The organism is Gemmobacter megaterium (assembly GCF_900156815.1).
Lineage (GTDB): Bacteria > Pseudomonadota > Alphaproteobacteria > Rhodobacterales > Rhodobacteraceae > Wagnerdoeblera > Wagnerdoeblera megaterium.
The window spans coordinates 396,236-416,448 of the sequence record NZ_FTOT01000003.1 but is presented as its reverse complement, the minus strand read 5'-3'; the positions used below and the strand labels follow the sequence as shown (position 1 = coordinate 416,448).

Here is a 20,213-nt window from a genome sequence, read left to right as displayed (position 1 = left end):
TTCAGCACGCCAGCCCGGCGGATCGCCCTTGCGGGGCTGGACGCAAACCACGGCCCCGCCTAGAACCAAGCAGCGTCCCCCGCCATGAAGGACCGCGCCCTTGGCCGCCCGACTTGACCGCATCGACATGAACATCCTGACCCAGTTGCAGCAGAACGGGCGGATCACCAATGCGCAGTTGGCCGATGCCGTGGGGCTGTCGCCCTCGCCCTGTCTGATGCGGGTAAAGCGGTTGCAGGCCGAGGGGTTCATCACCGGCTATTCCGCCGACCTGGACCTGCGCAAGCTGGGGGACAGCCTGACGATTCTGGTCGAGGTGACGCTGGAAAAGCACCGGGCAGAGAGCTTTCAGCGCTTTGAAACCCGCCTGCGCAAATTCCGCGAGGTGGTGGAGTGCCACCTGATCAGCGGCGGCTTCGACTATCTGGTCACTTTCGTGGTGCGCGACCTGTCGCATTACCAATCGATCATCGAGGCGCTGACCGACGATCATGCGGGCATTGCGCAGTATTTCAGCTATGTGGTGATCAAGACCCCGATCCGCCGCCAGCCGGTGCCGCTGCGCCAGATCTTTGAACGCGACGACGATTAGGCACGGCCCGCCACCCGCTGCAAGCGGGCGCGGCAATGGACGTTCCTAGTTCAGCGCCTGACTGATCATTGCATAGTTGCGCGGCCCGGTCGGTTCGCGCAGGCGGCGGTTGAGCCACATATGCGTCATGGTGCTGGCGACCGGCATTCCGCAATGATCGAGGAAATCCGCGAACGGACCTTTCAGCATCAGTGTGTCGATGCGCAGGAATTGCCCGGTATGGGCCGCGATCAGGCTGCTGGCCAGGGCAATTGCCTCGGCGTCGTTTCGGGCGGCCAGCGGCCCGATCAGTTGTCCGCGCCCGAACGTGCGCAACAGGGCATGGCCCACGATCCCGCCCGTCGCATCCAGCAGGACCACGCCTTCGGAATGCGGCAGGATCTCGTGCAGCGCGGCGTCGCGCGGGTGTCCGGTTGCCGCGCGATCCAGCCGCAGGATCGCAGGGCTGTCCTCGGGCGCCATCGCGCGCAGGGTCAGGCCGGGCAGTGGCGGCGGCGGTGGCGGGGCCATCGCTTCGCCCTGTCGCTGATGGCCGATCTGACAGGTCTGAAAGCCAAGCTGTTCATACAGCCGCACTCCCTGCGGAGTGGCGTTCAGCACGATTTCCCGGTCGCCTGCGTCGCGCAGCACCAGATCCATCAGCCAGCGCCCCGCCCCGCGCGATTGCATCCGGGGCGTCGTGATCACCATCCCGACGCTGGCCGCATGATCGCCCATCGGGAACCACAGGGCCGATCCGCTGACGCGCCCGATTTCATCGCAGGCGACATAGCCCTGCGCCAGCGTCATCAACATGCGCAGATCTTCGGTGCGATGGGGCCAGCCAACCCCGACCGTCAGTTCGTGCAGGCGTGGCAGGTCGGTGTCCGTCAGCGGTCGCGCAGTGATGGAATAATGGTCGAGATCCATCGAATCGTGCTGAGACATCGGCCCCTCCCCCTGCTGGTCTGTATTCTTTTCGCACGGAGCCCGCCACGCGACCAGCCCCCAGCCCTGTGCCTCTGCCGCAGGATCTGGCGTTTCGCGGGTCTGGCGCCAAAGTTCCTTTGGCAAGGCTACAGCAGGGCGCGGATGGATTTCAGGAACGGCTCGTAGAACCGCGACATCGGACGCGCGGCATTGGTGGAAATGGCGACGTTCATGTTCACGGTCGGTGCAAAGGGCCGCGCGACCAGCCCGGCAAAGTTGCTCCACCGGACCAGCCCGTCAACCAACCCGATGCCCAGCCCCCCGGATACAAGCGGGACGGCCCCGATGGACGACCCGATCTGGATCGAGACTTCGCGCACCATGCCGTGCTGCGCGAATGCTGCGTTCAAGGCCGGGGCGACATCGGCATGGTTGCCGTATGAGATCAGCTCTCTTCCGGCCAGGTCGGGCGGGCCGATCCGTTCCAGTGCGGCCAGCGGATCATCCTCACGCAGCACGACCATCACGGGGATCGGTGCCAGGATCTCTGTCCGGACGGTCGGCGCCTGGATGGTGGATAGGGTAACGGCCAGATCTATCTCGCCTAGGATCAACTGTTCGGTGATTTCCTTCTTGGGCAGGGCGTGCAGATGCACCTTGACCGTCGGGTGGCTGGCGCGGAACTGGACCAGTGCCTGCGCCAGCACGGAATAGGTGATGGGAGGGCTGGCCCCGATGCGCAACAGGCCGATCTTGTGTTCCCCGATGCTATGAGCCAGATGCTTGAGGCTTTCGATCTCGCGGAACACGCGGTCTGCATCCTCGTACAGCAGATGCGCCTCCATCGTCGGCACAAGACGCCCGCCGATACGTTCGAACAGGTGGTAGTTCAACTGGCTTTCCAGATGGTGCAACACCTTGCTGACGGCGGGTTGCGACACAGCCAGCGAATTGGCCGCGCCAGTGACCGATCCGTCCCGCATGATGGCCCGAAAAACTTCAAGCTGGCGCGCGTTCATCCTGCCTGCCCCGATGGTATCGGCCAAGGATCCCACAGGGCCGGGGCAGGCACAACTGCCTTACAGCGCATACCGGGCGCGCAGCCCCGCGAAAATCGCGGGCAGATCCGCCGTTTCGGGCGCCGCAGCCACCGCATCGAACACGCGGTGTTTCAGAAAGAACCGCCAACCGACCGGAACCGATGCGAGGAATGCTGTCAGCAGGGCATAGCGATCCGGCGTCCAGACCGCTTCGAAGGCCATGCGCTCTGCGCCAAAGCTGTAGGGGCCGGGTGGGATGGTACGGGTGGCGCGGCGGGCGGCGGTTGCGGTCGTGTCGATGGCGTTCCCCGCCAGAACCACCCCATAATCCGCCAGCGCGCTGGCCGCCGAGACATAGCCCTGACGCACATCCTGCAAGACCTGTTCAGGGTCGCGGTCGAACGGATGGCCCCAACCGCCGGCGCCGGGGCCGATGACGCGGATCACGTCATCGGGCTGGCATGCCACCAGATCGGTGTTGCGCAGGTGTTGTGCGCCCTGTCCGGGGTTGCGGATGAACTGCGAGACCTTGCCCGGTTGCGCCCCCGCCACCCCCCAGCCCGGCATGACCGAACGGTTGCGGTTGCGCGCCGTGACCACGGTTTCGGGCTGGGTGATGTGAAATTCCATCACCGCCGACAGACCGCCCCGATATTTGCCCGGTGCGCCGGTGTCCGGCTCCAGCCCATAGCGCAGAAAGCGGATCGGCACCTCGGCCTCGGTGATTTCGATCGGGGTATTGCGCAGAAACCCGGTGGCGCCGCCTGCGCCGTCCGACCCGTCGCCAAAGGGCGTGCCCCCGCCCCCGCCGCCAACTGGCCCGATCGAGGCCATGATGGGCTTGCCGTTCCGCGCCGCGGTCTTGACGTTCATGATCGCATTCCCGCCCGGCGATGCGGCAGGCATCAGATCCGGCAGCGCCTGCACAAAGGCGCCGACCGTCACAATCTGCGTCATGGCGCAGGTCAGCGAGCGCATTCCGACAGCCGCGGGTTTCTGACAGTTGACCACGGTGCCTTCGGGCAGGATGGCGCGCGCCGGGCGCAGGGTGCCAGCGTTCAGCAACAGGGAATTGTCCAGCGTGAACAGCACATAGGTCAGCCCCACCATCACCAGCGGGTGGCGTTCCACCCCGCCTGTGGGCATGTTCAGCGACGATCCCAGTTGCGGGTCGGATCCGGTGTAGTCCAGCACCACTTCGTCGCCGCGCACTTTCAGCGTCAGGGCGATGCGGCAAGGTTTGCCGCCCACGGAATCCTCGTCGGCGTAATCGGCAAAGAAATAATCGCCATCCGGCACGCGGGCCAGAATGGCGCGGGCCTGCGCCTCGGCATAGTCGAGGATCTGTTCCACCCCATCCATGAAATCGTCATAGCCAAAACGGCGGATGATCTCGTGGATCTTGCGTTCACCGATGTTGACCGATGCGATCTGTGCGGTCAGATCGCCCCAGTTCTGATCCGGCATCCGAACATTGGTGCGCAGCACGCGGGCGACAAACGCGTTCATCACGCCCCCTTCCACCAGCTTCACCGGCGGAATGCGGATGCCTTCCTGCTCTATCTCGGACAGGCTGCGCGACAGGCTGGCGGGGACTGCGCCGCCGACATCGGTGTTATGGATGTGGCCGACAACGAAACAGGCCAGTTGGCCCTGCCAGAACACCGGCTTCCAGATGTGGATGTCGGGGGTATGGGTGGCCACGTGCCCCTCGTAGGGGTCATTGGTGATGCAGATGTCGCCTTCGGCATAGTCGAACATCCGCAGCAAGGGGCCATAGTCGATACCGGAATACCATGGCGCCCCGAACTGGCGCGGGTTGGCAAAGGCAAGCCCGTCCTTTGTCACGATGGTGCACGAGAAATCCTCGGTTTCCTTCACAAAGGCGGAATGCGCGGTGCGCATCAGGGTAAAGGCCATGGCATCGGCCGCCGCCCCGCAAAAATTCGCAAGTACCGACAGGTTGCGCTGGTCGATCGCCATGGCTCAGGCCTCCGGGGTGATGACAAGGTTGCCGAACCGCTCGACGGCAATGGCAAAGCCGGGGGGGACAACGGTGGTGGTATCGTCCTGCCCGATGATCGCGGGCGCGTGCAGGTGATGCCCGGCGCGCAGATCCGCACGGGCATAGACGGGCACTTGATGTGCGACGCCATCAAACCAGGCGGCAACGGTTGCCACGGGCCGCGCGTGGGCGGTGGCAACCGGAATTTCGCGGATCGCCGGTTTCGGCGTCGCGCCGGCGATCACCAGCCGCAGGTTCACCAACTGCATGGGCGCGTGGGCATCGGCATGGCCGTAAAGCCGGGTATGTTCGGCATGAAAGGCCGCGCCGATGGCCTGAACCGACAGGTCGGCCGGATCCAGCGGGGTTTCGATCTCGTAGCTTTGCCCGGCATAGCGCATGTCGGCCGACAGCCGGATCTGCCCTTCGCCAGAAAATTGCTGGGACCGAAGCCAGTCGCGCGCCGTTGTCTGCAAGGCTGCCACCGCGTCCGGCAAGGTGGCCAGCCCGGCCGGAGTCACATCGAGATAGAGCGTTCGGATGAAGTCGTTCTTGAGATCCGCGATCAGCCCGCCCAAGGCGGACACCACGCCCGGTGTCGGCGGGACGACAACGCCCTGCATGTTCAATTCGCGCGCCAGAAAACAGGCCAGCATCGCCCCCGCCCCGCCAAAGGCGAACAGGTGGAATTCCCGCGGGTCGATGCCAAAGCGCGAGGTCAGGCCCGAAACCTCGGCATACATGGACGAAACCGAGATGGCGATGATGTCCGATGCCACGTCCTCGACCGAGATGCCCAGCCGGCTTGCCAGCGGTGCCAGCGCGTTGCGGGCTGCGGTGTGGTCCACCGTGACAGCGCCATAACCAAGGGGGGTGTGGCCGATCAGGTTCGAGGCCGCCATCGCATCGGTGATCGTGGGCCGTGTGCCGCCCCGGCCATAGCAGGCGGGGCCGGGGGTGGAACCGGCTGAGTCCGGCCCCACCTTCAAGATGCCCAAAGGGTCGATCCAGGCAACCGACCCGCCCCCTTGCCCGACAGACGAGACCGACACCGACGGCACGTGGATCTGGAAATCCCCGATCACCTCGCCCACGCCATATTGCGCCTGCCCGTCGAGGATGACGGCCACATCCGCCGAAGTGCCGCCGATGTCGAGGCTAAGGACGCGCGGATAGCCGTAGGCCTGCGCCAGATAGCCCGCGCCGATCACGCCCGAGGCGGTGCCCGACAGGATCATCTGCACGCATTCGGCGCGGGCCTGTTCAATGCCCATGACGCCGCCGTTGGTCTTGGTGATGTGCAGCGGGCAGGCGACACCCTGGGCGCGCAGCACCTCTTCGAAACGGTCCAGATAGGTGGCGACGCGCGGCTGGACGTAACCGGAAATCACCGCCGTGATGGTCCGTTCGTATTCGCGGATGATCGGCCAGGTTTGGGCCGACGAGAACACCGGCAGATCGGGCGCAATGTCGGCAATCATGTCGCGCACGGCGCGCTCGTTGGCCGGATTGCGGTAGGAATGCAGGAATGCCAGCACGATCCCCGCACAGCCCGCCGCCCGTGCTGCCGCCACCGCCTGCGCCACATCCTCGGGGTCGGGGGATTTAAGCACGGTGCCCGTCGCCTCTGTCCGCTCGTCGATACCGAACACACGGTTGCGCGGAATCAACGGATCGGGGCGGCGGGAGTAGAGGTTGTGGATCTGCGGAATTTTCAGACGCGCAACCTGAAGCACATCCTCGAAGTTGCGGGTCGTGAACAGCGCGATGTCATGGCCGTTGCGCTGGATCACGGTGTTGACCCCCACCGTGGTGCCATGGGTGAAATAGGCCACCTCGCGCGGGTCGATCCCGTGCCGGTCTGCCAGGGCCCGCAGCCCCGCGACAATCTCTTGCCCCGGTGCGTCGGGGCGGGAGAACACCTTGAGCGTGGTGATCGAGGCATCCGCCTCGTTGAACACTGCAAAGTCGGTGAAGGATCCGCCGACATCGACCCCGATACGATATGCCATGCCTGCCTCGTCTGGTTGCCGTCGCAGGTTGCACCGGGGCGGCAGGCACGGCCAATTCAAAGGGGAATGGCAGGGATAGCCTGTGGTTATGCGGTGGGCGGAACCTTCATATAGCCGTCCGGGTAGGGCACGGGGCGGAATCCGGCCCTTTCATAGATGCCTTGCGCATCGCGGGTGAACAGCAGCCAGTTCGTCACCTGCGTCAGTTCGGGATGGGTGCGGATGACCACGGCCAGCCAGGAGGCCAGCCCCTTGCCGCGATGGTCACGCAGGATGAACACATCGCGCAGGTAGGCGAAGGTTGCGTAGTCGGTCACCAGACGGCCAAACCCCGCAAACGCGCCTGACGGATCGTGGATCACCATGGGCAGCGACGCGTCCAGCGCGCGTTCCAGCCGTGCGCGCGTCATGGTGCTGGCCCAATAGCTATCCTGCGTCAGAAAGCCCAGCACGCGGTCAATGTCCAACTGCGTGCGGTCGGTCGTCAGCGTGTATCCATCGCGGTGCCAGACCTGTGGCGCGATGGTGCGCGGGTCAAAGCTCATCGGCCCATGATCTCCTTGGCCTTGTACCACGCGCCGACCAGCGGCAGGAACCATGGCGTGCCGAAATGACCGGGGATCGCGGGCCAGGGAAGGGCGCGGTAGGGGTTGGCAATGGTGTCGCCGCACAGCATCCGCGCGACCTCGGTGCCCATATGCGTGGCCTCCTGGACACCCGAGCCGCTGAAGCCCAGCACATGGAACAGCCCATCATGTTCGCCGACGCGGGCGAAACGGTCTCGTGTCGCCTCGATCATGCCGCCCCAGCAATAGTCGATTTTCACATCGCGCAGCTGGGGGTGGATCTCCTTCATCGACTTTACAAGAATATCGCCGCTGCTGACATCGACCTTGGGCGACGAGATGGCGAATTGCGCCCGCCCGCCAAAGATGATGCGGTTGTCGGGCGAGATGCGGTAGTAGTGGCCCAGCCCCTTGGCCACCGTGACCGTGCGGTGGTTCGGGATGACGCTGTCGATCATCGCTTGCGGCAGCTGTTCGGTGGCGATGACAAAGCTGCCGATCGGTACGATGCGGCGGCGGAACCAGCCGAACGGGCCCTTGGCGGAGATGCCGGTGGCGACAACCACGCGATCCGCCTCGATGGTTCCGCGCGCGGTTTCCACCCGGTGGCGATGGCCGTTCAGCCGCACAAGTCCCGTGACCGGCGTATCGGTGTGAATGCGGGCGCCATGGCGCACGGCGGCTTCGGCCATTCCCACGGTGAAGCGGCCGACATGCAACATGCCACTGCGCGGATAGATCACCCCGCCGTGGAACATGTCCGACCCGATTTCCGACCGGATATCCTTGGCGGGAACGGTATAGACCTCGGGGTCGGCTTCGCGGTTGACCAGATCCACATATTTGCGGAACCCGTCAAAGGCCGCAGGCGACATGGCCAGTTTCAGCTTGCCCACCCGGCGAAAGGAACAGTCGATCCCCTCGCGCGTTGCAATCGCCTCGACCTCGTCCACGGCGGCGTTGTAGCTGTGGAATAGTCCGCGTGCGGTCTCTGCGCCATATTTGCGCATGATCTCGGCATAGTCATGGAAAAAGCCGGTGTTGCACTGGCCCCCGTTGCGCCCCGAGGCCAGCCCGCCCACATCGCCTGCCTCCAGCAGCACAACATCGGTGCCCCGCCGCGCCAGTTCCAACGCACAGGACAGGCCGGCAAATCCGCCGCCGATCACAACCACATCAGCCCGCCCCTCTACCGGGCCTTGCGCGGCAGAGGCAAAGGGGGTGCGGGTATCGAGCCAGTAGGGGACGAGTTTCATCGGGGGCGCTTTCGGCAATGGGGTGTCAGGTCAGTCTAGGCCCCGTTTCGGCGCAGGGAAGCGGGGTTTTGCAGGGCGATGGGCGCAGGGAATGCCGTATGTCGATGTCCCTTCGGCAGCTTCTGCGCAGCGGGCCGGTGTTCAATGGCCCAAAGCAGGAGCCCGCCATGACACCGACCGCCATCCTTGCAGATCTGGTTGCCATCCCCTCTGTCTGTGGCACGCCGAATGGCGAGATTGCCGCACGGGTTCAGGCCGCGCTTGCCGCGCATGGCCTGCCTTGCCATGTTGTGCCAGGGCCAGAGGCCGACCGCGCAAACCTGTTTGCAACCATTGGCCCGGCGGATCGGCCTGGCCAAGTTTTGTCGGGCCATATGGATGTGGTGCCTGCCGATCCGGCGGGCTGGGGCAGCGATCCATTCCGGCTGGTGCAGGCAGGCGGGCGGCTTACGGGCCGGGGTGCCGTGGACATGAAGGGCTTTCTTGCCTGTATGATTGCCATGGTGCCCGAGTTCCTGGCGATGCCACTGCAACGGCCCGTTCATCTGGCATTTTCCTATGACGAGGAACTGGGCTGCCGGGGTGTTCCGCACCTGTTGGCCCGGATCGACGAGTTCTGCGCCCGGCCCATGGGGTGTATCGTGGGCGAACCCAGCGACATGCAGCCTGTGCTGTCGCACAAGGGCAAGGTGGCGATGGAACTGGGCTTTGCCGGGCAAAGCGGCCATTCCTCGACCCCGGCGCAGGGATTGAACGCGATCTATCCGGCGGCACGGCTGGCTGCCTGTGCAGGCGACATGGCGGCGGCGCTGGCCACTGGCCCGGTTCAGGACGCGCTGTTTGATCCGCCGCATTCCACGCTTCAGGTTGGCACCATCCGCGGCGGCATCGGGGTGAACGTCATCCCGGATCGCTGCGTGATGGAGGTGGAGCTGCGCACCATTCCGGGACAGGACGCGGACGAGGTTCTGTCTATCCTGCTGGCCGAACAAGACCGGCTTGCCGCAGAAACCGGCGCTGGGATACTGCGGCGCGAGCTGTCGCGCTATCCTGCATTGGCCGCGCAAAGCGACGAACTGGCGGCACTGGCCGCCCGGATTTCGGGCCTGCCCCCGCGCCAGTCGGTCAGCTATGGCACCGAGGCGGGGCTGTTTGCCCGCGCGGGCATTCCCGCCATCATCTGCGGCCCCGGTTCGATCACCCGCGCGCACAAGCCTGACGAGTATATTCTGGACAGCGAACTGAATGCCTGCATGGCCATGCTGCGCGCCCTTGGCGCCGAGCTGTGCCGCTGAGCCGCGCAGCACGATCTGCCATGGACCGGCCGCGAAACGCCATTACCGGGCACGCAGCGCGCGGCCTGTTCGGCAGGAACTACCGGCCCGGCCCGCTAGACTTTGACCAACACAACGGAGCCAACCCATGATCCCCAACGCTTTGGTCGAACTGGACCGCCGCCATCTGGTCCACCCTGTCACCGCATACCGCACGCATGAGGAACGCGGTGCGACGGTGCTGAAATCCGCCTCTGGCGTGCATCTGTTCGACGAGGCTGGGAACAGGTATCTGGACGGCTTTGCGGGCCTGTGGTGCGTGAACGCAGGTTATGGCCAACAGGCGCTGGTCAATGCGGCAACCCATCAGATGGCGCAATTGCCCTATGCCACCGGCTATTTCCACTTTTCCAACGAGCCTGCCATCCGGCTGGCCGCCGAACTGGCCGACCGTGCGCCGGGCGATCTGAACCACGTGTATTTCACGTTGGGCGGGTCGGATGCGGTGGATAGTGCGGTGCGCTTTACCCACTATTATTTCAACGCCATCGGGCAGGGTGCGCGGCGCAATTTCATCTCGCTGGAGTACGGCTATCATGGGTCCAGCACCACCGGATCGGGGCTGACGGCGCTGCCGGTGTTCCACGCCGGGTTCAATGTGCCGTTGCCGAACCAGCACAAGATCCCCTCGCATTATGCCTATCGCAACCCGGTGGGCACCGATCCGGCGGCCATCATTGCGGCCTCGGTACAAGCCTTGCGCGACAAGGTGGCAGAGCTGGGGGCCGACACCGTCGCCGCGTTCATCTGCGAACCCGTGCAAGGCTCGGGCGGGGTTCTGGTGCCGCCCACCGGCTGGCTGCCGGCCATGCAGGCCGCCTGCCGCGACCTGGGGATCCTGTTCATCGTGGACGAGGTGATCACCGGGTTCGGCCGCATCGGCCCGCTGTTCGGCTGCGAGGTCGAGGGGCTGGAGCCTGACATGATCACGGCGGCCAAGGGCCTGACTTCGGGCTATGTGCCGATGGGCGCCGTGTTTCTTTCTGACCGCATCTATCAGGCAATGGCGGACGGGGCCGGAGCGGCGATGGTGGGGCACGGGTTCACCTATTCCGCCCATCCGGTCAGTGCCGCCGTGGGTCTGGCGGCGCTGAAGCTGTATGAGGACGGGTTGCTGGCCAATGGCCAGGCCTCCGGCGCGCATCTGATGGCGCGGCTGGTGGAATTTGCCGACCATCCGCTGGTGGGCGATGTGCGCGGCATTTCGATGCTGGCCGCGTTGGAAGTGGTGGCGAACAAGGATACCAAGGCGCTGTTCCCCGCCGATCTGGGCATCGGGGCGCGCATGGCGGCGGCGGGCAACCGGCAAGGTGTGATCTTTCGCGCCTTTCCGAACGGAACCATCGGCCTTGCACCCAGCCTGAACTACAGCCTGTCCGATGTGGACGATCTGGTCGCGCGCCTGCGCGCCACGCTGGACGAGGTGCTGGACGCGCCCGACGTTCGTGCCGCCATGCGCAGCTAGGCGGGTGGCAAGGCGCCGAATCGTACTGGCGCCGCGCCGCTGTCGTGTCCGAACCGCCCGATGAGCTCAGGCGCCCCGCCGGGGCGCCTTTTCCTGTGCGACGCGGATCGCATCATCCGGCCTGCATATGCGCCGTTTCCTGCGGCATCTGCCGAAGGTTCACCCCCACCCATAATTCAGGGTTATGCGCTGCCCCACTGTTTTGATTGGCCGCGCGCGCCCCAAGGGTTCAGGTTTTCTGGCACCGGACCTCAGAGCCCGACCGACAACAGGGAAGACCACGCCATGACAAAACTTTGCCGACTGACCCTGATGGCCGCCACGCTGGCCACCGCCACAGCGCTACCCGTCGCCGCCCAGACTGTGACCTATGCCACCGATGGCGGAACCATCCTGGATGTGATGAACAAGACGTTGATCAAACCAGCCGAAGACAAGCTGGGCATCCGCGTCATCACTGATCCCAGCGCCGACCGCTATCCGGTGGTCAAGGCACAGGTCGCCTCGGGCAAGCCGATCTGGGATATTTTTGACGCCTCGGCCGGCTATTGCGCCCGCGGTGTGATGGAAGGGCTGCTGGAGCCGCTGGACTACAGCCTGCTGCCCAATGCAGAAACCGTGCCCGATGCGTTCAAGGACGAACATTCGGTCGGGCTGTCGGCCTATGCCACCGTGCTGGCTTACAACACCGACACTTTCGGCGATGCAGGGCCGCAAAGCTGGGCCGATTTCTGGGATGTCGAAAAGTTCCCTGGCCGCCGCGCCCTGCGCAACTATGCCCGCCCCACACTGGAACTGGCGCTGCTGGCCGATGGTGTGGCCCCGGCGGATCTCTATCCGCTGGATGTGGACCGCGCCTATGCCAAGCTGGAAGAGATCAAGCCGCATATCGCCGTCTGGTGGACCTCGGGCGCCGAAACCGCGCAGTTGCTGGTCGATGGCGAGGTGGACATGCTGCCGTTGTGGGATGGCCGCGCGGCGACGGCCGTGGGCGAAGGTGCGCCCGCGACCTTTACCCGCAATCAGGCGATCATGGAGTATACCTGCCTGGCCGTGCTGAAAGGCACCCAGAACAAGGAAGCCACCTTGAAATTCATGAACGAACTGCTGGATCCCAAAGGGCAGGCAGGCTGGGCGACCGATTATACCACCGGCCCGCTGAACACCGCCTTTGCCGAGTTCATGGAGCCAGCGCGCCTTGAAAGCCTGACCACCGCGCCTGCGAACATCGCCATTCAGGTGCCGCTGAATGCCGCATGGTGGGCGTCGTCCGAAGGTGAGGCAGCCGAGCGCCGCTGGCTGGACTTCATGCAGAAGTGATCGCACGCCCCGGACGCGCCAGGCGGTGCGTCCGGGCACATTTGCCCCACAGGCACGATCCGCGCGGGTTCCGCCCCGGATGACCATACAGGATCCCTCATGACCGATCTTTCCAACGCAGCCGGGATTGCGCGCGCGGAACGTGCCGAACAACGCGGCTATTTGCTATTGTTCCTGCCGGCGTTGCTTTTGGTGCTGGTGTTCCTGGGGGCGCCTCTTGGGTTGCTGTTCGTCCAGTCACTGCGCGAGGGGGACAGCTTTTCGCTGATCCACTATGCCCGGATCCTGGACGAACCGATCTACTGGCGGACCTATTCCGAGACGCTGAAGATCAGCCTGATCGTGACCGTCCTGTCGATCCTGCTGGGGTTCCCGCTGGCCTATGCTGCCGCCGTCGCCTCGCGCGGGTGGTCCACGCTGATCCTGGCGCTGGTGATGCTGCCGTTCTGGACCAGCGTTCTGGTGCGGACCTATGCCTGGCTGGTGGTGCTGCAACGGCGGGGGATCATCAACACAACCCTGCTGAACCTGGGCGTGATCGACGCGCCGCTGTCGCTGTCGCACAACTTTACCGCCGTGCTGATCGGGATGCTGCATGTGATGATCCCGTTCATGGTATTCCCGCTTTACGCCGCCCTGTCCAAGATCCCGCAGGAACTTACCCAGGCCGGGCATTCGCTGGGGGGCGGGGCGTTCTATGTGTTCCGCCGCGTCGTGCTGCCCTTGTCGGCGCCGGGGATGATGGCCGGGTCGGTGCTGGTGTTCATCCTGTGCCTTGGCTTTTACCTGACACCGGAACTGTTGGGCGGGGGCAAGACGATCATGGTGTCGTCGCTGGTGCAGCGGAACGTCGAACTTTACCTGCAATTCGGGGCGGCAAGTGCGGTGGCCATGGTGCTGCTGGCGCTGGTCTGCACGATCTTCTGGGCGGTGGACCGGGTGTTGCCGGTCGAGAAAATCGTCGGAATGCGCTGAGGACCATGCCATGACCCTGTCCCGCCTTGCCCTGTGGATCGTTACGGCGCTGATCCTGTTCTTCATGGTGATGCCCATCGTCATCGTCTTTGTGATGTCGTTCTCCGACTCGCGCTTCCTGTCTTTTCCGCCCAAGGTGCTCAGCCTGCGTTGGTACGAGGCGTATTTCGGCAACCGTGACTGGATGGATGCGACGTGGAACAGCTTTCTGCTGGCCACGCTCACCACGCTGATCACCGTGCCCATCGGCACCGCTGCGGCCTATGCCGCCAATGTCTCGCAGTCGAAACTGGTGCGGCGGATGCAGATCGTGCTGCTGACGCCGGTGATGGTGCCGGTGATCATCCTGGCAGCGGGGCTTTACATGGTCTATGCGCAGGTCGGGCTGGTGGCGACCAAGACCGGGTTGGTGTTCGCCTTTGCCATGATGAACCTGCCCTATGTGTTCATCGCCGTGCTGGCCGGCCTGCGGTCGTTCGACATGAACCAGGAAGACGTGGCGCGCAGTCTGGGGGTGAGCCGCCTGACCGCCTTCATGAAGGTGACGCTGCCGCAGATCCGGCCTTCGGTCATCACGGGCGGCCTGTTCGCCTTTATCGGCGCGCTGGACGAAACCGTCGTGTCGATCTTTATCGCCGGGGGCGAGAACCAGACCCTGCCGCGCCGCATGTTCATGAGCCTGCGCAACGAGATTGACCCGACCATCGCGGCGATCAGTTCGGTTCTGATCTCGATCTCCTTTGCGCTTGTCATCATCTCCAGCCTGCGCGGCCGCAAGGCCCGGACCGGGCACGCATGAAAGGACCACCTGCATGACCACCAATTTCGTTCCCGTCCGGGTGGCCGACCTGACCAAGACCTATGGCACGTTCCATGCGCTCAAAGGGGTGTCGCTGGATATCCGCGCGGGCGAGTTCGTGTCGATCCTTGGCCCTTCGGGATCCGGCAAGACAACCATGCTGCAAATCATCGGCGGCTTTGCGCGGCCCAGCTCGGGGCGGGTCTGGTTTGGCGATGCCGATGTGACGCTGTTGCCGCCGCAAAAACGTGATATCGGCGTCGTCTTTCAGAACTACGCGCTGTTCCCGCATCTGTCGGTGGCGGAAAACATCGCCTTTCCGCTGCGGGCCCGCAAGATGCTGAATGCCGAGATTATGGCCCGTGTGGACAAGGCGCTGGCCACGGTGGAACTGTCGGGCTATGGCGCGCGGCCCATCGCCAAGTTGTCCGGCGGCCAACGGCAACGTGTGGCCCTGGCGCGCGCCATCGTCTTCGAACCGCGGCTGATCCTGATGGACGAACCGCTGTCGGCACTGGACAAGAACCTGCGCGAGACGATGCAGATGGAGCTGCGCAGCCTCCATGCCAAGCTGGGCGCGACCATCGTCTATGTCACCCATGACCAGCGCGAGGCGCTGACCATGTCGGACCGGGTCGCCGTGATGAATGCGGGCCGTATCGTCCAGATCGACAGTCCGCGCGCGCTGTATGCCAGCCCGGCGGATGATTTCGTTGCCGGGTTCGTCGGCGAGTCCACCCTTGTGCCGGTTGCCCGTGCAGGGGTGGATACGGTGCGGCTGGGGGATGCCGTCCTGCGCAGCGCGCGGGCATTGCCGTCCGGCGATCAACTGCTGATCGCGTTGCAGGCCGAGGCGCTGTTGCCCTGCGAGCCGGACGAGGCGGCGGCGGACAGCAACTATCTGTCCGGCACGGTGCGCGATGTGGTATTCCAGGGGGAAAGCCTGAAGGCCGAGGTCGCGTTGCCCGGCGGGGCCGAGATCGGGTTCCGCATTCCCAGTCACCACTACAACACGGCAACCCTGCCGCGTCCGGGCGAAACCGTGCGGCTGAAGCTGCATGTCCAGGATACGGAGATCGTGCCGCGCTCTGCCGCGACCTGAACGGGGGCAGGCGGTGCCGCCTACCCCCTGCGTGCCGTTCAGGTCACAAAGACGTAGATCTTGCGCACCTTTTCAATGGTGTGCCAGGTGCCCACATAGCCGGGTTTCATGACAAAACTGTCCCCGGCACGATAGATCACCGGATCATGGCCATCCTCGGTCAGTTCGACCACACCTTCAAGAATGTGGCAGAATTCATAGGCTTCGCCCTTGATCGACCGGGTGGTGCCGGGCGTGGCCTCCCAGATGCCGGTATCCACCTGCCCATCGCGCGAGGCGTCGACGGCCCATGTGGTAAAGCTAGGGTCGCCCGCAATCAGACGATCCGGGTCGGATTTCGACTGACGCGCTTCGGCGGCATTGGCGATGGAAATGGTCTTGAGAAGGGACATGGTTGCTCCAAGGATTTCGGAGGGTCCAGTCTTGCACGGCTTGCGCAGGACATCGTGCCAAAGCGCGGGCCGGAACAGCCGATCCTTTCGTTCGGCACCCATCCGGCGGCCGATCATGGCGCAGATCGGCATGCCGCAGATTGTTGCGCGGATGTCGGACAGGAAAGCAGCCGCTTCTGCCATGCCCCTCACTGCGCCCTCACCACCGCGCACCACCCCTGCTAGACTGACGCCGACCTGAAGGAGCCTGACATGACCCTGCGCTTTGCCCCCGATGACCTCTCGCTGCCCCAGGGCCATTATGTCGGTGGGCGCTATCGCCCGGCGGTGGGGCAACTGGCGTTGCAGCGGCCCAGCGATGGCGCAGGGTTTGCCGACTGTCCTGTCGCCGATGCGGTGCTGGTGGACGAGGCGGTACAGACCGCCCGCGCGGCGCTGAAATCCAGCGGCTGGGCCGGCATCCGCCCACGCGACCGGGTCAGGGTGCTGCACGCCTGGGCCGATCTGATGCTGGCCGAGGCGCCACGGCTGGCGCAGCTGGAGGCGGTGGCCTCCACCCGCCCGGTCGATGCGGCAGCAGCAGGCGACATTGCCATTTCCGCCGAACAGATCCGGTTCTTTGCCGAATTCGCCGACAAGGAAGGCGGCGATGTCGTGCCGACCGATGACAGCTCGCTTGGCATGATCCTGTCGGAACCCTATGGCGTGGTGGGCGCCATCACCCCGTGGAACTTTCCGGTCTCGATGGCCGCGTGGAAACTGGGGCCGGCCCTGGCGGCGGGGAATGCAGTTGTGCTGAAACCGTCTGAAATGACACCGTTTTCCACATTGTACATGGTGGAATTGGCCGAACGCGCGGGCTTGCCGCCGGGGCTGGTGAATGTCGTACTGGGCAATGGGCCTGTCACCGGAAACGCCATCACCGGGCACCCAGAGATTGCCAAGATCAGCTTTACCGGATCGACCGGGGCAGGGCAGGCGATCATGGCCAATATCGCCCGTCATGGGGTCAAGCCGATGACGCTGGAACTGGGCGGCAAATCCCCGCAACTGGTGTTCGACGACGCCGATCTGGACCTGGCCGCGCGCTGTGTGGCGGCGGGCATCACCTCGAACGCCGGGCAGGCTTGCGTTTCGGGATCGCGCCTGCTGGTGCATGAAAGCGTGGCTGGCGCGCTGGTCGACCGCATCCGCGCGGCGATGGCCCTGCTGGTGCCGGGCAATACCTGGGATGGTGGCACGCCGTTTTCGCCCATCATCTCGGCCCGCCAGTTGGACCGGATCGACGGTATCGTGCAGGCTGCGGTGGCCCAGGGCGCCGAGTTGATCTGCGGCGGCGAACGGTTCGACAGGCCGGGGTATTTCTACCGCCCGACGATCCTGTCGGGGGTCGGCGAAACCTCTCCTGCCGTAACCGAGGAAATCTTTGGCCCCGTCCTGACGGTGCAGACATTCGCCACCGAGGACGAGGCGATTGCGCTGGCCAGCCATCCTACCTATGGCCTGTGCGCAGGCGTCTTCACGCGGGATCTGTCGCGGGCGGTGCGGGTGACGCGCGCGTTGGAGGCCGGGACCGTCTGGGTCAACCGCTACAACCGTTCGCTGGACCATATCCTGCCGACGGGGGGCTACAAATCCTCGGGGCTGGGCAAGGATCTGGGCCGCGCGGCCTATCAGGCGAACCGGCGTCAGAAATCGGTCCTGATCGGGCTGTAAGGGAAACGGGCCCGGCAGGACCGGGCCCGTTTCACAAGGCGGGGGAGCATCCGCCCCGGTGGTCAGAGACCGCCGATATGGAACGTCTTGACCTCGAGATATTCCTCGATCCCCAGATGCGAGCCTTCGCGGCCCAGCCCCGATTGCTTGACGCCGCCAAAGGGCGCCACCTCGGTCGAGATCAGGCCGGTGTTCAGCCCGACCATCCCGGAGTCCAACGCCTCGCCGACACGGAAGGCGCGGGCCAGATCGCGGGTGTAGAAATAGGCGGCAAGGCCAAAGGGGGTATCATTGGCCATCGCTACCGCCTGATCCTCGGTTTCAAACCTGAACAGGGGGGCGACGGGGCCAAAGGTTTCCTCGGTGGCCAGTTGCATGGCGGTGGTGGCATCGCGCAGGACCACGGGGGTCACATATTGCGCGCCATCGGGGCCGGGGGCGGCGCCGGACATCACGCTGGCGCCCTTGGCCAGCGCATCTGCGACATGGCGGTTGATCTTGTCCACCGCAGCGGCGTTGATCATGGGGCCGATCTCGGTGCCCTGTGCCAAGCCGTCGCCGACCTTCATCGCGTTGACACGGGCGGCCAGACGGTCGGCAAAGGCGTCATAGATGCCGTCCTGCACCAGAATGCGGTTGGCGCAGACGCAGGTCTGGCCACCGTTGCGGAATTTCGACTGGATCGCGCCTTCGACCGCGGCGTCCAGATCGGCATCGTCGAACACGATGAACGGCGCGTTGCCGCCCAGTTCCAGCGACAGCCGCTTCAGCGTGGGGGCGCATTGTTCCATCAGCAGCGCGCCGATGCGGGTGGATCCGGTGAAGGACAGTTTGCGCACGACGGGGTTGGCGGTCAATTCTGCGCCAATCGCCTGCGGCATCCCGGTCAGCACGTTGATCACGCCCGGCGGGATCCCTGCGCGTTCGGCCAGCACGGCCAGTGCCAGCGCCGAATAGGGGGTGAAATCCGACGGCTTGATCACCACGGTGCAACCCGCCGCCAGCGCGGGCGCCACCTTGCGGGTGATCATGGCGTTGGGAAAGTTCCAAGGTGTGATGATGGCGCAGACACCGACCGCCTCTTTCAGCACAAGGATCCGGCGGTTGGCCGTGGGGGACGGGATGGTGGATCCGCAAATGCGCCGCGCCTCTTCGGCGAACCATTTGATGAAGGAATTGCCATAGGCGATCTCGCCCTTCGCCTCGGCCAGTGGCTTGCCTTGTTCCAATGTCAGCAGGCGGGCCAGATCGTCGGCATGTGCGGCCACCAGCGCAAACCAGCGGTCCAGCAACGCGGCGCGGTCGGCGGCGGTCCGGGCCTTCCACGGGCCAAAAGCGGCCCCGGCAGCGGCGATGGCGGCGCGGGTATCGTCGGCGGTGCAGTCCGGCACGCGGCCCAGTTCCTTGCCTGTCGCCGGATTCAGCACGGCAATGGTTGCCCCGTCCGACGCTGCGCGCCATTGGCCCCCGATCAGGCAGGTGTCGCGGAAAAGATCGGTGTCGGCCAGTCCATGCATGGTGTTTTCCTTGGTTGCCATTCTGGCAGGATGGATCGGTTCGGCCGAAAACTCCTGCCGTTCCGCCCTGTTTCGCCGCAGGTCCTGCTGGAATTGCCTGCATGACGGCAGCATATCGCGTGCATTCCTGCGATGCTGGGGCAAATGCAGAAGGAGACCGCCATGCCCGCCCACCGTATCGCCCTTATTCCCGGTGACGGAATCGGCCCCGATGTGACCCGCGCCGCATGGGAGGTGCTGACCCGCGCCACGGCGCTGGACGGGGCCACGCTGGAGGGAGAGTGGTTCGACTGGTCTTGCGAAACCTGGGTCAAGACCGGCCGCATGATGCCCGAAGATGGCATCGAAATCCTGCGCGGATATGATGCCATCCTGCTGGGCGCGGTTGGCTGGCCTGCGACGGTGCCGGATGCGGTATCGCTGCACGGGTTGCTGCTGCCGATCCGCAAGGCGTTCGTGCAATATGCCAACATCCGCCCGCATCGCCTGTTGCCCTGCGTCACCGGCCCCCTGCGTGCCGAAGGGTTCGACATCCTGTGCATCCGCGAGAACACCGAAGGCGAATATTCCGGCGCGGGCGGCCGCGTGCATCAGGGCACGGCGGACGAGGTGGCGGTGGAAACCTCGATCTTCACGCGGGCGGGGGTCGAACGGATTTTGCGCTTTGGCTTTGAACAGGCGCGCAAGCGGCGGGGCAAGCTGGCCTCGGTCACGAAATCCAATGCGCAGAAATATTCGATGGTGTTCTGGGACGAGATGACCGACCGGCTGGCCACCGATTACCCCGACGTCGAGGTCAGCCGCTATCACATCGACGCCATGGCCGCGCGGATGGTCATGGCCCCTGAAAGCCTGGACGTGGTTGTCGCCTCGAACCTGTTTGGCGACATCCTGACCGATCTGGGCGCGGCCATTCAGGGCGGGCTGGGCTATGCGGCCTCGGCCAATATCAACCCCGACCGTTCGGCGCCGTCGATGTTCGAGCCGGTGCATGGGTCGGCCCCCGATATTGCGCATCTGGGCATCGCCAACCCCATTGCCACGATCTGGTCGGGCGCGATGATGCTGGAGCATCTGGGCGAAGGCGCGGCAGCCGCGCGCGTGATGGCGGCGATCGAAGGCGCGACGGCAGCGGGTATCGGAACCGTGCCGGGCAAGGACAAGACAGATGCGATCGCGGCAGCCGTGCTGGCCCGTCTGGGCTGAGGCCGCA

The 20,213-nt window shown here is 65.0% G+C and carries 17 protein-coding genes; 9 read left to right on the top strand and 8 right to left on the bottom strand.

Annotated features, from left to right (window positions below; translation table 11 throughout):
- The first annotated feature begins 100 nt into the window (after positions 1–100).
- Positions 101–592, top strand: a complete 492-nt coding sequence (locus tag BW970_RS10550; protein ID WP_229740488.1) for an Lrp/AsnC family transcriptional regulator — start codon at positions 101–103, stop codon at positions 590–592.
- 45 nt (positions 593–637) lie between these two features.
- On the opposite strand, the gene BW970_RS10545 is transcribed toward BW970_RS10550, so the two are convergent.
- From BW970_RS10545 to BW970_RS10520, 6 genes are all read right to left on the bottom strand, one after another.
- Complete coding sequence (locus tag BW970_RS10545) at positions 638–1,519, bottom strand: GNAT family N-acetyltransferase (protein WP_076530979.1); 882 nt, start codon at positions 1,517–1,519, stop codon at positions 638–640.
- Between the two features lie 128 nt (positions 1,520–1,647).
- Positions 1,648–2,556 carry a LysR family transcriptional regulator gene (locus BW970_RS10540; RefSeq protein ID WP_371870131.1) on the bottom strand — a complete coding sequence of 303 codons (909 nt, stop codon included), beginning with the start codon at positions 2,554–2,556 and terminating at the stop codon, positions 1,648–1,650.
- Between the two features lie 24 nt (positions 2,557–2,580).
- A complete protein-coding gene (locus BW970_RS10535; protein ID WP_076530974.1) occupies positions 2,581–4,524 on the bottom strand; it encodes a hydantoinase B/oxoprolinase family protein in 1,944 nt (647 codons plus the stop codon).
- Positions 4,525–4,527: 3 nt separating this feature from the next.
- On the bottom strand, positions 4,528–6,558 hold the full coding sequence (locus BW970_RS10530) for a hydantoinase/oxoprolinase family protein (protein WP_076530972.1): 2,031 nt from the start codon (positions 6,556–6,558) through the stop codon (positions 4,528–4,530).
- 86 nt (positions 6,559–6,644) lie between these two features.
- Entirely contained in the window at positions 6,645–7,103 is a 459-nt protein-coding gene (locus tag BW970_RS10525; RefSeq protein WP_076530969.1) for a GNAT family N-acetyltransferase, read from the bottom strand.
- Positions 7,100–8,380, bottom strand: coding sequence for an NAD(P)/FAD-dependent oxidoreductase (locus BW970_RS10520; RefSeq protein ID WP_076530966.1), 1,281 nt, complete (start codon positions 8,378–8,380; stop codon positions 7,100–7,102). Before BW970_RS10520 ends, BW970_RS10525 begins: the two co-directional genes overlap by 4 nt.
- 167 nt (positions 8,381–8,547) lie before the next feature.
- Between BW970_RS10520 and argE the strand changes: the two genes are divergently transcribed.
- From argE to BW970_RS10490, 6 genes are all read left to right on the top strand, one after another.
- Positions 8,548–9,675: an acetylornithine deacetylase gene (argE, locus tag BW970_RS10515; protein WP_076531129.1), complete on the top strand. Its 1,128-nt coding sequence runs from the start codon at positions 8,548–8,550 to the stop codon at positions 9,673–9,675.
- 127 nt (positions 9,676–9,802) lie between these two features.
- Positions 9,803–11,179: an aminotransferase class III-fold pyridoxal phosphate-dependent enzyme gene (locus BW970_RS10510; protein WP_076530963.1), complete on the top strand. Its 1,377-nt coding sequence runs from the start codon at positions 9,803–9,805 to the stop codon at positions 11,177–11,179.
- A gap of 285 nt (positions 11,180–11,464) precedes the next feature.
- On the top strand, positions 11,465–12,499 hold the full coding sequence (locus BW970_RS10505; RefSeq protein WP_076530960.1) for an ABC transporter substrate-binding protein: 1,035 nt from the start codon (positions 11,465–11,467) through the stop codon (positions 12,497–12,499).
- A 99-nt stretch (positions 12,500–12,598) separates the two neighbouring features.
- Positions 12,599–13,474, top strand: a complete 876-nt coding sequence (locus BW970_RS10500) for an ABC transporter permease (RefSeq protein ID WP_076530958.1) — start codon at positions 12,599–12,601, stop codon at positions 13,472–13,474.
- A 10-nt stretch (positions 13,475–13,484) separates the two neighbouring features.
- Positions 13,485–14,273, top strand: a complete 789-nt coding sequence (locus tag BW970_RS10495; protein WP_076530956.1) for an ABC transporter permease — start codon at positions 13,485–13,487, stop codon at positions 14,271–14,273.
- A gap of 13 nt (positions 14,274–14,286) precedes the next feature.
- Positions 14,287–15,375 carry an ABC transporter ATP-binding protein gene (locus tag BW970_RS10490; protein ID WP_076530954.1) on the top strand — a complete coding sequence of 363 codons (1,089 nt, stop codon included), beginning with the start codon at positions 14,287–14,289 and terminating at the stop codon, positions 15,373–15,375.
- A 38-nt stretch (positions 15,376–15,413) separates the two neighbouring features.
- Here BW970_RS10490 and BW970_RS10485 read toward each other — a convergent pair whose 3' ends face one another.
- Positions 15,414–15,767, bottom strand: coding sequence for a cupin domain-containing protein (locus BW970_RS10485; protein WP_076531127.1), 354 nt, complete (start codon positions 15,765–15,767; stop codon positions 15,414–15,416).
- A gap of 252 nt (positions 15,768–16,019) precedes the next feature.
- On the opposite strand from BW970_RS10485, the gene BW970_RS10480 reads away from it, so the two are divergent.
- Positions 16,020–17,483 (top strand): aldehyde dehydrogenase family protein, encoded by a 1,464-nt coding sequence (locus tag BW970_RS10480; RefSeq protein ID WP_076530952.1) that lies wholly within the window; start codon positions 16,020–16,022, stop codon positions 17,481–17,483.
- Between the two features lie 62 nt (positions 17,484–17,545).
- Here the strand turns inward: BW970_RS10480 and BW970_RS10475 are convergent, their stop codons facing one another.
- Entirely contained in the window at positions 17,546–19,000 is a 1,455-nt protein-coding gene (locus tag BW970_RS10475; protein WP_076531125.1) for an NAD-dependent succinate-semialdehyde dehydrogenase, read from the bottom strand.
- 162 nt (positions 19,001–19,162) lie between these two features.
- Between BW970_RS10475 and BW970_RS10470 the strand changes: the two genes are divergently transcribed.
- Positions 19,163–20,206, top strand: coding sequence for a tartrate dehydrogenase (locus tag BW970_RS10470; RefSeq protein ID WP_076531123.1), 1,044 nt, complete (start codon positions 19,163–19,165; stop codon positions 20,204–20,206).
- Positions 20,207–20,213: the final 7 nt, after the last annotated feature.

Excerpts from the sequence above, each read along its gene's own strand:
- BW970_RS10545 (WP_076530979.1), bottom strand. The coding sequence starts at position 1,519 with ATGTCTCAGCACGATTCGATGGATCTCGACCATTATTCCATCACTGCG.
- BW970_RS10535 (WP_076530974.1), bottom strand. The coding sequence starts at position 4,524 with ATGGCGATCGACCAGCGCAACCTGTCGGTACTTGCGAATTTTTGCGGG.
- BW970_RS10530 (WP_076530972.1), bottom strand. The coding sequence starts at position 6,558 with ATGGCATATCGTATCGGGGTCGATGTCGGCGGATCCTTCACCGACTTT.
- BW970_RS10525 (WP_076530969.1), bottom strand. The coding sequence starts at position 7,103 with ATGAGCTTTGACCCGCGCACCATCGCGCCACAGGTCTGGCACCGCGAT.
- BW970_RS10520 (WP_076530966.1), bottom strand. The coding sequence starts at position 8,380 with ATGAAACTCGTCCCCTACTGGCTCGATACCCGCACCCCCTTTGCCTCT.
- argE (WP_076531129.1), top strand. The coding sequence starts at position 8,548 with ATGACACCGACCGCCATCCTTGCAGATCTGGTTGCCATCCCCTCTGTC.
- BW970_RS10510 (WP_076530963.1), top strand. The coding sequence starts at position 9,803 with ATGATCCCCAACGCTTTGGTCGAACTGGACCGCCGCCATCTGGTCCAC.
- BW970_RS10505 (WP_076530960.1), top strand. The coding sequence starts at position 11,465 with ATGACAAAACTTTGCCGACTGACCCTGATGGCCGCCACGCTGGCCACC.
- BW970_RS10500 (WP_076530958.1), top strand. The coding sequence starts at position 12,599 with ATGACCGATCTTTCCAACGCAGCCGGGATTGCGCGCGCGGAACGTGCC.
- BW970_RS10495 (WP_076530956.1), top strand. The coding sequence starts at position 13,485 with ATGACCCTGTCCCGCCTTGCCCTGTGGATCGTTACGGCGCTGATCCTG.
- BW970_RS10490 (WP_076530954.1), top strand. The coding sequence starts at position 14,287 with ATGACCACCAATTTCGTTCCCGTCCGGGTGGCCGACCTGACCAAGACC.
- BW970_RS10485 (WP_076531127.1), bottom strand. The coding sequence starts at position 15,767 with ATGTCCCTTCTCAAGACCATTTCCATCGCCAATGCCGCCGAAGCGCGT.
- BW970_RS10480 (WP_076530952.1), top strand. The coding sequence starts at position 16,020 with ATGACCCTGCGCTTTGCCCCCGATGACCTCTCGCTGCCCCAGGGCCAT.
- BW970_RS10475 (WP_076531125.1), bottom strand. The coding sequence starts at position 19,000 with ATGCATGGACTGGCCGACACCGATCTTTTCCGCGACACCTGCCTGATC.
- BW970_RS10470 (WP_076531123.1), top strand. The coding sequence starts at position 19,163 with ATGCCCGCCCACCGTATCGCCCTTATTCCCGGTGACGGAATCGGCCCC.